Source organism: Caldivirga sp. UBA161 (genome assembly GCF_002506515.1).
In the GTDB taxonomy this organism is placed as follows: Archaea; Thermoproteota; Thermoprotei; order Thermoproteales; family Thermocladiaceae; genus Caldivirga.
Genome location: NZ_DAXS01000041.1, coordinates 21,030 through 34,060, shown reverse-complemented (window position 1 = coordinate 34,060; position 13,031 = coordinate 21,030). Strand labels below are relative to the sequence as shown.

13 protein-coding genes are annotated in these 13,031 nt (G+C 42.4%); 9 read left to right on the top strand and 4 right to left on the bottom strand.

Annotated features, from left to right (window positions below; translation table 11 throughout):
* From BP896_RS04840 to BP896_RS04830, 3 genes are all read left to right on the top strand, one after another.
* On the top strand, positions 1-1,557 hold a 1,557-nt coding region (locus tag BP896_RS04840; RefSeq protein ID WP_291766310.1), incomplete at its 5' end, for a hypothetical protein.
* Positions 1,557-2,324 carry a hypothetical protein gene (locus tag BP896_RS04835; protein ID WP_291766308.1) on the top strand — a complete coding sequence of 256 codons (768 nt, stop codon included), beginning with the start codon at positions 1,557-1,559 and terminating at the stop codon, positions 2,322-2,324. The genes BP896_RS04840 and BP896_RS04835, both read left to right, overlap by 1 nt.
* Positions 2,325-2,329: 5 nt before the next feature.
* Positions 2,330-2,887, top strand: coding sequence for a hypothetical protein (locus BP896_RS04830; protein WP_291766306.1), 558 nt, complete (start codon positions 2,330-2,332; stop codon positions 2,885-2,887).
* Here the strand turns inward: BP896_RS04830 and BP896_RS04825 are convergent.
* The gene (locus BP896_RS04825; protein WP_291766304.1) at positions 2,884-5,781 is read right to left on the bottom strand and encodes a DEAD/DEAH box helicase; all 2,898 of its coding nucleotides are present in this window, start codon (positions 5,779-5,781) and stop codon (positions 2,884-2,886) included. The two genes, BP896_RS04830 and BP896_RS04825, sit on opposite strands and share 4 nt — an antisense overlap.
* 167 nt (positions 5,782-5,948) lie before the next feature.
* Here BP896_RS04825 and BP896_RS04820 point away from each other — a divergent pair, with 167 nt between their 5' ends.
* From BP896_RS04820 to asnS, 6 genes are all read left to right on the top strand, one after another.
* On the top strand, positions 5,949-6,350 hold the full coding sequence (locus tag BP896_RS04820) for a Trm112 family protein (RefSeq protein WP_291766302.1): 402 nt from the start codon (positions 5,949-5,951) through the stop codon (positions 6,348-6,350).
* Between the two features lie 141 nt (positions 6,351-6,491).
* Positions 6,492-6,656 carry a hypothetical protein gene (locus BP896_RS04815; protein ID WP_291766300.1) on the top strand — a complete coding sequence of 55 codons (165 nt, stop codon included), beginning with the start codon at positions 6,492-6,494 and terminating at the stop codon, positions 6,654-6,656.
* Entirely contained in the window at positions 6,653-9,070 is a 2,418-nt protein-coding gene (locus BP896_RS04810) for an AAA family ATPase (RefSeq protein WP_291766298.1), read from the top strand. Before BP896_RS04815 ends, BP896_RS04810 begins: the two co-directional genes overlap by 4 nt.
* A gap of 49 nt (positions 9,071-9,119) precedes the next feature.
* Positions 9,120-9,776 (top strand): hypothetical protein, encoded by a 657-nt coding sequence (locus BP896_RS04805; RefSeq protein WP_291766296.1) that lies wholly within the window; start codon positions 9,120-9,122, stop codon positions 9,774-9,776.
* Positions 9,766-10,017 carry a KEOPS complex subunit Pcc1 gene (locus BP896_RS04800; protein WP_291766295.1) on the top strand — a complete coding sequence of 84 codons (252 nt, stop codon included), beginning with the start codon at positions 9,766-9,768 and terminating at the stop codon, positions 10,015-10,017. Before BP896_RS04805 ends, BP896_RS04800 begins: the two co-directional genes overlap by 11 nt.
* A gap of 112 nt (positions 10,018-10,129) precedes the next feature.
* Positions 10,130-11,428 (top strand): asparagine--tRNA ligase, encoded by a 1,299-nt coding sequence (asnS, locus tag BP896_RS04795; RefSeq protein ID WP_291766292.1) that lies wholly within the window; start codon positions 10,130-10,132, stop codon positions 11,426-11,428.
* A 144-nt stretch (positions 11,429-11,572) separates the two neighbouring features.
* Here the strand turns inward: asnS and BP896_RS04790 are convergent, their stop codons facing one another.
* The 3 genes from BP896_RS04790 to BP896_RS04780 all read right to left on the bottom strand — a co-directional run bounded on the left by BP896_RS04790 (position 11,573) and on the right by BP896_RS04780 (position 12,944).
* Positions 11,573-11,926: a hypothetical protein gene (locus tag BP896_RS04790; RefSeq protein WP_291766291.1), complete on the bottom strand. Its 354-nt coding sequence runs from the start codon at positions 11,924-11,926 to the stop codon at positions 11,573-11,575.
* Between the two features lie 42 nt (positions 11,927-11,968).
* Entirely contained in the window at positions 11,969-12,652 is a 684-nt protein-coding gene (locus BP896_RS04785) for an endonuclease III domain-containing protein (protein WP_291766290.1), read from the bottom strand.
* Positions 12,653-12,740: 88 nt separating this feature from the next.
* Positions 12,741-12,944 (bottom strand): 50S ribosomal protein L38e, encoded by a 204-nt coding sequence (locus BP896_RS04780; RefSeq protein ID WP_291766288.1) that lies wholly within the window; start codon positions 12,942-12,944, stop codon positions 12,741-12,743.
* Positions 12,945-13,031: the final 87 nt, after the last annotated feature.

The window sequence follows — 13,031 nt, the reverse complement described above, 5'->3', positions numbered from 1 at the left end:
GCGGCGGTAATAGTAATACTCATACTCTTCTCAATGCTACCACTATTATTCAAGTCACCCCTAACACCGCTTAGGAGTCAGGTTCAGGTTGATGTTAGTCAATACGCCTATAATTCACTATACACCCTAGTCACTAATCCACTATTTATAAATGCATTAAGTAGAGGTGATTGGGGTACTGTGCATTCACTAGCCTCAGCGGTAATTGGCCCCCAGTATAATTGGTTCATTGGCCTTGAACCCCTCTATAAGGCTTTAACAGTAAGTTCATACAGTGTTACGCCTAATTATGTTGCTTTAAATGTAACCCTGGTGCCAAGTCCAAGCACGTACGGTGGCTACGCACTAATTGACTTACCAATTCACTTAATTAACCAGGGATTGCCCTTAAGCTACAGGATTAATACCACTGTACCCATGGCTAATGTATTCATAATCAGCAGTAATGGTGATCCAGTTAACTGGTGGTTAATGAGCTACAACTATGTTACTGGCGATGCCTTAATGTGGGTTAGAACCACATCAAGTAGGTTAACAATCATTGTTTCCAGAAATGCCTCAGTACCCTTTAACCCGATTACCGGCAAATACTGCAGTAACCCCTATTGCCCACCCTACGGTGGCTTAAGCTCACTCATGGCTACATCACTGGGTTTACCAATAGCCAACTATAATAATGGGTTAAGTGTGCTTACACAGCAAAGCGGCTTAAACCAATACTGGTGGTTTAACCAAAATACTGCAGTATGTACTGGTGCCTACTCGTTAACAGGTAATGTGCTTACCCTTAATGTTTCACAATCATCACTAGCATCATGCACCTTAATTAACCCCCTACCCACTGGAGTGGACGTGGCCTTAATTGGCCAATTAATAAGCATAATACCCGCTTCAACATTAAGCATAGGGGTAAATTACGTGGTAACTGTGTATAATGGAACCAGTAGTTACTCAACTACAGTACCAGTTGGACTGAATTTAACCTACTATAGTAATGGTACTGTTAACTACGCATTATACATTAATGGGCAATTAACCTACAGCGCTAATGCCCCGTACGCCTACCTATTCAGGATTAGCCTACAACCCTCAGCCACTGCAGGGGTATGCCCTGGTGGCACTTCATTATACTTCACGCTCAGTGAGTCAGTAAGTATATATGATTACGTGTCGATGATCAGTGAGCCAATAAGTGTCCTCTATCAATCAACATGCCTACCATTAACATACAATGGAATAGCCTCAGCATCACTTGAAGTAAGCGGTAACTCTGGCATAACCTTAAGTTTAAGTTCCCCATCCACCCCTGGCGTGTACTACGCTTATAATTCAATAGTAAGGATATTCGACCTAATGGCCACACCACCAGCCACTTCAGCAGTGGTTACTGGGACTTACTTCAACTATGCAATAACCAGTAACGTTATTCCACCATATTATGCATACAGCATCCCAGGCTTACCCTTTACCCCAACTGCAGGGGCATACACAATTATAACATTACCCAATGGGACATACTACCTAATCGCCCTTGAAATACAGGAGGTGAGTGGCTAATGGTTAGGGTTGGTCAATCCAATGTAATTGGGGTTGTAATACTGATTACAGTGGTGCTAATAATATCTGCAGTCTTCCTAGTTTATGCCATGGGTAATTTCAATAGGGCTGCCGCATCAGCTGCATTGGCTCAGGTTGAGTCATTCCTAACCAATGTTGCCGATGATGTTGAGGCTTCAATGTACGTTTCAGGGACAGTACTAGTTTACCCAACGCCATCAACGGGGTATGGTGCATTCAACCTAATAGATAGGTACTGTAATTACAGTATTGGTAGTTACGGTAACTTCACCAGTGGTGCAGTGGTTTACGGCATCCCACCTAACCTACTATCGTACCCAGCTAAATTTATTAATGTGATTAGGGGTGGCTACAGTAATGGATTACCCAGCGCTGCGGTTGATGCCCCCATTGTTAATAATTCAGCTGCACCATTAATATCCATTGTGCAGTTCGGTTACGGTAATGTGCTTGGGGTAGCTTACGGTACCTACTTGGTTGTCTTCCCAAGGGTAATGATCATTGAGAATCCACCCAGCGCTTATATTTACATCCCAGTATTCAATACAATGCCTAATACGGCATTGGGTTCTAGGGCCACGTTAATTATTAATGTAACTGATGTTGAATCCACCGTTATTTCACTGCCAAGTGGCTCCTCTGTGGCGGTGAGTGGGATGTGTGGTGGCTTAAGTGAATCAATTACCATCAATGGTATAGACAATATTAGGATAATCATCATTAACATGACCATAACCTTTAGGTGAATGGTATGGATGTGATAGGCTACATTATAATTACAGTCGCCTTAATTGCAGTGGCTGGGTTAATGTATTATTACGTTAACTATTACGTAACCTACAATATGCTTAACGTTGCATCATACTTAGAGTCATTGATTTATAATGCCATTACCCATGAGTTTCAAACAGCCGTTGCATTAGCGTCATTAAGCCAAGTCACTGGTTCATTCCAGTACCGGTTAACCCTACCAACAGCAACATTACCTGGTCAAGGTATTTCACTATACTATACAGTTACGCTTTACCCAGATTACTTGAGTAATGGTGGCTTAGGCCTATTTCTAAACATTACCATTAAGTTATCAACAAGTAGCTTCAGCCTCACGGTTAGGAGGAGTGGGTTAACTGTATTATCATCACAGCAGCCTGTGGTGGTGTCTGCTTTAAATTGCCTTAACTCACAGACTCCAGTTACGTTAATTAACCCAAATTGGAGTACATTACCGAATCCACCACCATCATGCACCTGGAGTAGTTCACTTATGATGTATGGTTTAGCTTACCTTAATGTAACTAAGGTTAGTTAAGTGAAGAACCTCTGCTTCACCTCCTCCTTCTCGGCATTGTATAGTTTAGTAATGAATTCATTAAAGTCCTCTGATCCATCTGATGATAGAAATTCCTCAGCCTTACGTAAACTAATCCTACTGGCTATAGCCATCACACCCCTCCAACCATACTTAGCCACCAATTCGCTGGCCTTCATTAACCTCTCATAATCATCCCCCTTACCCCTCCTAACTATTGCAGCGACCTTATCAGGCTCCATCTTTGATGCGGCCAATTTAACTGAACCACATTTAGGGCACTTTAAATTCTTAATCAATTCTTTAATCCTCCCAATATAAATGTTGCCGCATTCAAGGCATGCTAAAGTCAATGACTCATTAAGTAGCCTAGCTTTCACGCTCTCAATCACTAACTTATCCAACCTCTCTGGGGCAATTACCTCAAGCCTACTACTAGCCTTACTTAGGATCTCCCTAGCCATTGGGCTGAATTCACTGCCTTCAATCACGCTCACCTTAATGGCCCCATTTAGGATTGATTTAAGAACACTCACTGCGCCATCAACATCAAGGTCACTTGTTATGAATTCCCTCAATGCCTCAACGTAAACAGGCGTACCCTCAAGGGCCTGTATTAGGTTTGTTAAGCTAATGTCCGAGACCGACTTATCACTCTTAATAACGTTAAACCTCCTGGCTACTTGAACCACCTTCCTCTTAAATAACCCAGTCTCAAGGGCTATCCTCTTAATGTACTGGAGGAACTCACTCATGCTTAAGTTCGCTAATGCCCTTAGGGACTCTACTATGATGCTTGCCTCAACCTTACTTGGTAATTGAAGTATTATTGCGTATGGATCCTGCTGAACCCTAACCGGTAAACCAAGGGTATGGGTCATGTAACTGGCTAATAACCTTGATAAGGTTCTATTAACTAATGTACCGAAGCTGGCGTGTATTACCACTAATTCACCAACCTTCTCAATGACTACTGAATCATCTGTTGGTATGAAGCCGTACTTCAACTGCTCCTTAATAGCTGACACTATGTACCTAATCGTGCGCCTAGATACACCCAGCTCCTTAGTTAACCTACTGATTAATGCATCCTCATTAACCCCACTCCTTAACTCATTGGCTATGATCCTCTTTAGCTTACCAACATCTTGAGCAATCTCAAAGGGTACTGGTATTTCCTCCCCAATCCACGAGGGTATAGCGCCCACTGGGTCCTTTGCCGGTTCAACGTAAATTACATCATCCTTAATTGACCTAAGTACCCACACATTACCCCTGAACACGAACTTTATGCCTGGCTCCCCATACTCAGCCATGAATGCCTCATCAAGTACACCAACCGCCTCACCTGTATCAACCCTAGTAACCAGGTACTGCTTCTCCTCAGGTATCATTGATAGGTTATTGAAGAAGTACTCCCTAAGCTCAATCCTAGACTGGGGGCTCCTAGGCTTTAACACAACACCCTCCTCCTCAATGAAGTAGGCTAGCCTTGGCCTAAGGCCCTCGCTCATGAATCTAAGAACAGCCACCAACTCATCCCTCGTTAAGTTCCTGTAGGGGTAGGCTCCCTTAATTATGTTGAATATTTCATCAACAGTCCACCTAGGCTTCATTAGTATTAGTGATACTATCTGATTGAAGAGTACATCGTAAGGCTTTTCAGGGGATTTAGTTGGTTCAAGCCATCCAGCCCTAGCCCTATTCACTATGGCTATTGCCTCTAAGGTATCGTTAATATCCTCAGTTATTATAATGCCCTTAGGCACCTTGTCAAGCCTATGCCCACTCCTCCCAACCCTCTGAACAAGCCTTGTGACTTGGTGTGGTGAAACGTATTGAATAACCTGGTCAATGTGCCCAATGTCAATACCCAACTCTAGGCTTGATGTTGCCACAACTGCCTTAAGCCTACCACCCCTAAGCATCTCCTCTGTGTTAAGCCTATTAACCCTTGATAATGAACTATGGTGTATTGATACTGGGTAGGTTGGGTTAATCATTAATATCCTTGAGGTGAGTAACTCAGCCATTGACCTAGTGTTAACGAATACTATTGATGATTTACCAGAATCATCAATTAGGCGCATGACGTACAGTAACCTGGCTAAGGCATCATTATGGAATAATTCATCGGTGTTAATACCACTCGCCATCATGTACCTAGCCTTAAGTTCATTAATATCAGCGCTACTTAATGATGCAGCTGGGTTAATTACGTCGAATTGGTAATTCCTAGTGAAGGATAGGTTAATGACTTCGCACTCCTCATCATTACCCACAAGGAACTTAGCCACCTCACTGGGCGAGCCCACTGATGCTGATAGGCCAATTACCTGGAATTTACCTGCTAAGGCCTTAAGCTTCTGTAGGGCTATTGATAATTGGCTTCCCCTCTTATCCTCAACTAATTCATGAACCTCATCCACTATAACCCACTTAACCTTAGATATGTGTTCCCTAAGCCTACTACCAATGAAGAGTATTTGAAGAGTCTCAGGGGTGGTTATGAGTAATTGAGGTGGATTCCTACTTTGCCTAGCCCTCTCATTCTTATCAGTATCACCATGCCTAACAGCCACAGTTAACCCAGCTCCATTGGCCCACCACTCAATCCTCCTCAGTAAATCCCTATTAAGAGCCCTAAGGGGGGTTATGTAGAGTATGTAAATACCCCTTGGCTTATCCTGAGGCATATTCAGGAACATTGATAAGACAGGCAGTAGGGCTGCCTCAGTCTTACCACTACCAGTGGGTGCTATTAATAGGGTATTCCTCCCACTCAGTATGATTGGGATTGCCTTAAGCTGGGGCTCTGTTAATTCCTTGAAACCCCTCTTAACCACTAATTCCCTAACCATGGGATGAAGCATGCTTAATACATCAATAGGCATTATTATTGCTAACAATGGGCATAACCCCTTATAAAAGTTTCCACGATACAAATAAGGGTATCATTAACTCGGTTCGTTTAATACATGGTGCATTAACGTTGAGGTTTACCGTTAACTCATTGTTTGCGTGGAGTAATATTTTTAAGTTCACGATACAGCACCTGCTGATGAAATATAGGTTAATGGATATTTTAGCGTGCCCATATGATAAAACGTTCCCACTAACCCTAGTAGTGTTTGAGGAGAAGACTTACCCTGAAAGGACATACAGCGGTAGGATACCCTTCTGCGAACTATACTGCTCCTTCAGGAAAATGAACATTAAGGACATGAGCAACCCCAGTCAGGAGGCTCCTTGCGGTGAGTGCATTAAGCATGAGGTTGTTAATGGAATATTATACTGCCCAACGTGCGGTAGATGGTATCCAATAAAGGACGAGATACCGATACTTCTCCCTGATGAATTAAGGAATAAGAAGGAGGATGAGGAGTTCCTGGATAAGTTTAAGGATAAGGTAAGGGAATTAGCACCCGATATAGCATCCAAAATCCTTAAGCAAACCACGTGAATAATTCATAACAACTTCAGTTAATGCCCACTCAGCCTCATTTAGGTTTAGCCATATTAATTTCACTACCGCATTAATATGTGGAGGATATGAAGTGGGGAGCAAAACCTTAATAATAACCAGGTAATCCTAAAACCTGAAATGGACGCTAAATCCAGTGAGGCTATTATTGAATTAATAAGGAGGGAGTTCGGTGAAGACTCGGATCTAGTGTTGAACCTATATAAGGCGTATAGGGAAAGGGGAGTTAGGGGAATTAGGGAGGAATTAAACGCAATGCTTAGTAAATATGGGATCAAGTTATGAGTAATCGTTTAATAATAGATTCAGTGGAATTGGAGGGATTTAGGGTATTTAAGAGTAGGGCAGCCTTTAATTTCATTGATGGCTTAAACGTGATTCATGGGCCAATAGGCTCAGGTAAATCAAGTATCATTCAGGCGATTGAGTTCACCCTTTATGGTAATCAATTAGAGGCTAGGGAGAGGGTTGCCAGGTTAAGTGACTTAATTAATGAGGATTCTAATGAAGCTACAGTAGCCTTAAGACTAAGCGGTAATTTAATTGTGAGGAGGCTGATGCGTAAGGGTAATTCAACGTATCAGTCCCTAACCATAAATGGTAATCAATCAACAGACGACTACCTAATCACCTTACTGGGGGTTGATGATGATGATTTCGAGAGGTTCATATTAATTAGCCATAAGACTCTTGAGGATTTGGTTTATGGTTCAATTAGGAGGAGGACACTAGCCATAGATAGGCTCTTTGGATTAGAGTTCCTTGAAGTCTTAGGTAGTGTATTACCGGTTAAGCAGGTTAATGAGGCTATAGGCATTAGGAAGCAGAGGCTAGCCAGCATAAGGGAGGCCGAGGATCTACTACGCAAGTATGGTTCAATTAAGGCAGCCTTAGATAAGAGGAGTAGCCTAGCCGCTGAGATAGAGGGTATTAGGGAGCAAGTTAAGTCTATTTCAACGGCTTACGTTGAATTAGCCAATAGGAGGTCAAGGTACGTTGAGGCTATTAAGAGGGTTGAGGAACAGTACACCAGGTACCTGTACGTTAGGGAGCGTTTAAGGCAACTTGAGGAGGAGTTGAGGAGCATTAAGGATGAGGATTACGGTGAGGTTCTAATTAAGGGTAGCCTAGAGGTGGTTAGGCGCATGCTGATTCCAAGGCTTGAGTCAGCCATGCTACAGGAATTAAGTGAAAGGCTTGAGAAGGCTAATACCATTGATGAGTTACTTGAGTTAAGCTACAGCAGCGTTAATGCCCTGGAGAGTAAGGTGAAGGAGCTTGAGGAGGAGTTAGAAGCCATGAGGAAGAGTAGGGAGGATTTAAGTAGGCTAATAGATAGGACTAGAGGGGAGTTAAGCTCAATAATGGAGAGGCTCAGCGCCATTGAGGGGGCCGCTAAGCAGTATGTTGAGTATGTTAAGAAGTATGGGGATTTAAGTAAGGTTAAGGCTGACTTAGAATCCACTAGGAGTGAGTATAATGAAATTGAGGTCGTGGTTAAGGTTAAGGCATCCGCATTAGAGGTACTTAATTACTTGATAAAGGAGATTGAAATACATGGTGAAGCAACGTGCCCAGTCCACGGCTTTAAGGTAACTAAGGATAGGCTTAATGAACTTAAGGAAAGGGCCAGTAACCTGCAGAGGGAGTTAAGTGAATTAAGGATAATCGACGTTAAGAACAGGGTTAATGAACTTGAGAGGGTTGTTATGGAAATGGAGGGATTATACACCCAGTACGTTCAGTACCAGGAACTACTAAGTAAGGTTGATGAGTATAAGGCTCAATTGAACCAATACCTCGATAAGCTTCAGAGGGTGGAGAGGGCTATTGCCGATCTTGAGAAGAGGATTAAGGACTTCAGAAGCATCATTGAGTTAACCCATAGGAGGCTTGAGGAGGCTGAGAAGAGGTATTTAATCTATAGGAAGATTAAGGAGAGGGATGCATTAAGGCTTGAGGAAAGTAACCTCCTTAATGAGCTTAAGGGAAGCGGCATAAACCTAGATGAGATTGTGGGTATTGATGAGGCCTTAAGGGATATGGAGAAGCGCATGGATGAGCTTAGGAGGAGGCTTGAGGAAGCTACATCAGAATACATGCAACTGGACACTGTATTATCTAGGATAAGCCACGAGAACATTGATGTTGAGGGGGTTCTCAGTGAAATTAAGGAACTTGAGGAGATTAATAGTAGGTTCCAGCGCATACTTAATAAGCTTAATGATGTTCAGAATAAGGTCAGGGGTAATGTGGTTAACGTAATTCAATCTAAGGTAGTTGACCTATTTAAGCAACTATACCCATACAGTGACCTAGAGGGTATAAGCGTTAAGCTTCAGCATAGGAGAGGTAAGGGAAGCGACTACGTACTTTACGCGCTTAGAGGAGGTAGGGATGTTCCAGTATCGAGGCTTAGTGATGGGCAAAGGTTAACGCTGGCTCAATCATTCGTGCTAGCCGTATATAGGCTGATGCAGCATAACCTAGGCTTCATCCTCATGGATGAACCCATCCCCTACGTTGACGCCAACGCCAAGAGGGCGTTCTCTGAAACCATTATAAAGGCGATAAGTGAGGGCATGATTAACCAAGTCATATTGGCAACGCAGGATGATGCACTACTGGAGGCATTAATTAAGAGCTCGGAGGAAGGTAAAGTGAGGAGTAATGTTATTAAGCTTCAACGCCCTAAGTGAATGCTATAGCGTGATTAACTTTATTTAATACCCGCTGAAATGGGTTAACGTGGCTAAACTCCTCATATTAAGTGACTCCAGTAGGTACAGTACAAGTAGGCTTGCCGATGAGTTAACAAGCATGGGCCACCGGGTTAGATACATGAATATAAGTAATGAACCCCTCGCCCTAAGCGTAATCAATGAGTATGATTTAACAGTGTTAGTGTCCATGAACCCCTACACGGCGTTGTCAATAGCATTAGCCACCAGTAAGAGCATTAACCCAGCCGTAGGAATAATTAACTCATTATCAGTAGTTAAGCTACTTAAGGAACAGGGATTAGATTACCTAGTGGTTGCTGGGGATTCAGCAGTTAAATTAGCCTTCACCAATGGGCCTTATTACTTCAATACTGTCTGGTCCCTTGGCCTAGGGGGTTTCGTGGATACTGTTGAGGGTGCTAGAAGCATTCTTGAGTATAGGCATTACTTAAAGAATCCCCTTACCTCAGCATCAGTATTAGTTAAGCTCAACGGTGAGGAGTCTAGGATATTTGCTACAATTAAGCATAGTATATATGGTGAATTACTAAGGAGACTTAACTTATACTTCGCTGAGTTAACTGTAATTAACGGTAATGCCACTGAAGCTAATCCAACACCGGAAATACCTATGGAGAGTATTAAGGAGGTCGCTCAGGTGGTGGATGAGTATGCGGAGTGAATTAACGGTTAACGTTAAGGTAAGGACCAACGACTGCGTAAGCATCCTTAAGGCCCTTAAGGTTGATGAAGTAGGGTTACCTGAAGGGATTAAAACAAGTATTAACTGCATTAATGATGAAATCAATTACACAATTTCAGCGGAGGCCACTAACCCTAGGGTAGCTCTATCAGTGTGGAACACCATTGATGACTTCTTAAGGAACCTTAAGGCAATATTATTGGTTTCAGGGAATTCTTAAGGGCCATTAGTTAATGTAGGTACATTACATTAACTTAACTAAGAAGCACTAAAATCCTTGAAATCAATTTGGTTAAAGAATTAAAACACTCGTTAAGGCAGCTAATAAGAGTATGCAGGGCTTCACATACGTTAAGGATGTTGCAAAGGTTGGGGAAGGGGGTTTAGTTACTGTGAGGGGTTGGGTGTATAGGAAGAGGGTAACTGGGGGTAAAATATTCATAGTTATTAGGGATTCAACAGGAATAATACAGGCAGTGGTGAGTAAGGATAATGAACCTGTGTTTAAGAAGGCGGAGCAGCTTAACATAGAGTCATCACTAATTGTGACAGGGCATGTTAAGAAGGAACCCAGAGCACCAGGTGGCTTCGAGATTCATGTTATAGACATACCATGGAGCTTCGTGGGTTGGCAATTCCCAATAAACGAGGATGCGGCCAAGGCTGATTCAGAATACCTACTGGATATGAGGCACCTATGGGTTAGGAGTAGGATGATGCAGGCCGTGTTGAAGATTAGGAGTACAGTGTTTGGGGCTATACATGAGTGGTTTAGGGGTAATGGCTACTATGAGGTTCAAGCCCCAATGTTCATAACATCAGCCGTGGAGGGTGGTTCAACACTCTTTGAGGTTAATTACTTTGGTGAGAAGGCTTACTTAACCCAATCCTCCCAATTCTACCTGGAGGCTCTCATATTCTCACTGGAGAAGGTCTACACAATTGCCCCAAGCTTCAGGGCTGAGAAGTCAAGGACCCGTAGGCACTTAACTGAATTCTGGCATGCTGAGGCTGAGGTTGCTTGGGCTGGGCTTGAGGACATGTTCACTGTTACGGAGAATCTAATAAGCCATATTGTTAAGAGGGTTCTTGAATCAAACCTAGATGACCTAAGCCTACTGGGTAGGAAAACCGAACCCCTTGAGAACGTTAAGCCACCATTCCCCAGGATAACTTACGATGAAGCCATTAACATACTTAATAAGAAGGGATTCAATTTAAAGTGGGGGGATGATATTGGCGCTGATGAGGAGAAGGCGTTAACCCTTGAGTTCACTCAACCAATTCACCTCCACCACTTCCCCGAGAATGTTAAGGCTTTTTACCACAGGAATGATCCAAGTAAGCCATCTACAACCCTGAGTGTTGATGTATTGGCACCTGAGGGTTATGGTGAAGTAGTGGGTGGTGGTGAACGTATATATGATTACGATGAGTTAATCAGTAAGATAAGGAAATTTAACTTGAACCCTGAGGATTACCAATGGTATGTTGATTTAAGGAAATATGGCTCAGTACCACATGCTGGCTTCGGCCTTGGAGTTGATAGGCTGGTTATGTGGATTTGCGGATTAGATCACATAAGGGATGCATTACCCTTCCCAAGGGATATGAGGAGGATTAAGCCATAGTGATTTTTATTAATTTATTAACATTTGTGAATTTCCTTATTTAGGCAAACTTAATGCACCTAGGGATCTCAATAGTGTTGATGCTATGGAATTCAGAAATATATTCATAATAAGGGTCAATAAGCATAATCTAGGTCGGAATCATTAAATCACTGAGGCTATGGCTATCAGCACCATAATTATTGATATTGATGAGAGTGCGGCACCCATGAATGCCATAATTCTCCTCATCTTAGCCATAACCTCCTCATGAACGTAGATTGATGTTGCAACATCTAGGAAGCTCTCCTTAACTACGAAAACAGACGCAGTGAAGGTAATTATATCCAGTATTGCTATGCCGACAAGCTCATACACTAGTTTACTTGAGTAAGTTGCTGGCTCAAGCTTCATGAATAATTCATTTATACCTAAGTAACTATGCACCATGGCTATAGTTGAGAGGACTATCGATAATAGGCTTAATCCAAGCACCACGTATACAGGCTTTATGGGCATTATACTCGGTAGCCCATAATGATTTAAATAAATTACGTTACATTAATTATGCTGCTGATTAGTACTTATGTAGTACTTGCACTTAACCCTAAGTGGACAGTTGCCGCATAGTGGTTTCCTACTCCTACATATTGCCCTACCGAAGGCTATTAATCCGAGGTGAACCATTAAGTATTCACTAGGTTTCAATAGCTTAATCCAGAAGGCGCTGACCTTTTCATAACTACCCACTACACCCAACCTGTGGCTAATCCTCATTATGTGTGTATCCACTGGGAAAACAGGCTTGCCTAAATTAAGTAAAACCACGTCGGCAGTTTTAGGTCCAACACCAGGTAGGCTCATGAGTATTCTCTTAGCCTCGTCAGTGTTCATTCCCCTAATGAACTCCAGTGAACCACCATACCTTTCATTAACCACGGTGGCTAATTCAATTAACCTCCCAGCCCTCTGCCTAAAGGAACCAATAGGCCTCAATATATTTTCCAATTCACCCCTACTTAAGCTTAATATAGCGTTGGGAGTTATTAAACCAAGCCTCTCCTTAAGTCTCTCATAAACCCTAGTGGCTACCTTATCGCTGGTATTTTGAGTAAGCATAACAGCTACTAAGCCCTCAAAAACTGATGCATTATTAATGAAAACCCACCTACCTAGGAATTCCTTTTCATTCACTGTAACTAATGATAAGGCCTTAAGTACGTCATCCCTTGTTAAGCCTTCCATTCACTTAAGGGTCCTTAATTTATGCTTAAAAACATGATTCCGTAGCTAAACCATGGTTAATGCAAGTCATTGAAGAATTTTAAAGCGACTAGAACTCAATTATTCTCTTACCTTTACTCCTATACTCCTCAATAAGCTTAGTTGCCACATCCTCAGGTAACTTAATGGTAACTAGGCTAGCCTTTGTCCTAGCCTTCAGTTTAACTACATTACCATTCTTCTTAACCCTAATCTCCACTGCATTATCCGCATACCTCCTCCACAGATCCACTAGGAAAACCTCCTTCGGCATGGGTTGGGGTTACCTCAGTGCTCTTTAATATTTTCTCCCTGTGAACTATCCCTTAGCATTCATTGTATTGAGGTGATTAGATGAATC

Excerpts from the sequence above, each read along its gene's own strand:
- BP896_RS04810 (WP_291766298.1), top strand. The coding sequence starts at position 6,653 with ATGAGTAATCGTTTAATAATAGATTCAGTGGAATTGGAGGGATTTAGG.
- BP896_RS04835 (WP_291766308.1), top strand. The coding sequence starts at position 1,557 with ATGGTTAGGGTTGGTCAATCCAATGTAATTGGGGTTGTAATACTGATT.
- BP896_RS04825 (WP_291766304.1), bottom strand. The coding sequence starts at position 5,781 with ATGCCTATTGATGTATTAAGCATGCTTCATCCCATGGTTAGGGAATTA.
- BP896_RS04815 (WP_291766300.1), top strand. The coding sequence starts at position 6,492 with ATGGACGCTAAATCCAGTGAGGCTATTATTGAATTAATAAGGAGGGAG.
- asnS (WP_291766292.1), top strand. The coding sequence starts at position 10,130 with ATGCAGGGCTTCACATACGTTAAGGATGTTGCAAAGGTTGGGGAAGGG.
- BP896_RS04780 (WP_291766288.1), bottom strand. The coding sequence starts at position 12,944 with ATGCCGAAGGAGGTTTTCCTAGTGGATCTGTGGAGGAGGTATGCGGAT.
- BP896_RS04790 (WP_291766291.1), bottom strand. The coding sequence starts at position 11,926 with ATGCCCATAAAGCCTGTATACGTGGTGCTTGGATTAAGCCTATTATCG.
- BP896_RS04785 (WP_291766290.1), bottom strand. The coding sequence starts at position 12,652 with ATGGAAGGCTTAACAAGGGATGACGTACTTAAGGCCTTATCATTAGTT.
- BP896_RS04820 (WP_291766302.1), top strand. The coding sequence starts at position 5,949 with ATGAAATATAGGTTAATGGATATTTTAGCGTGCCCATATGATAAAACG.
- BP896_RS04830 (WP_291766306.1), top strand. The coding sequence starts at position 2,330 with ATGGATGTGATAGGCTACATTATAATTACAGTCGCCTTAATTGCAGTG.
- BP896_RS04800 (WP_291766295.1), top strand. The coding sequence starts at position 9,766 with ATGCGGAGTGAATTAACGGTTAACGTTAAGGTAAGGACCAACGACTGC.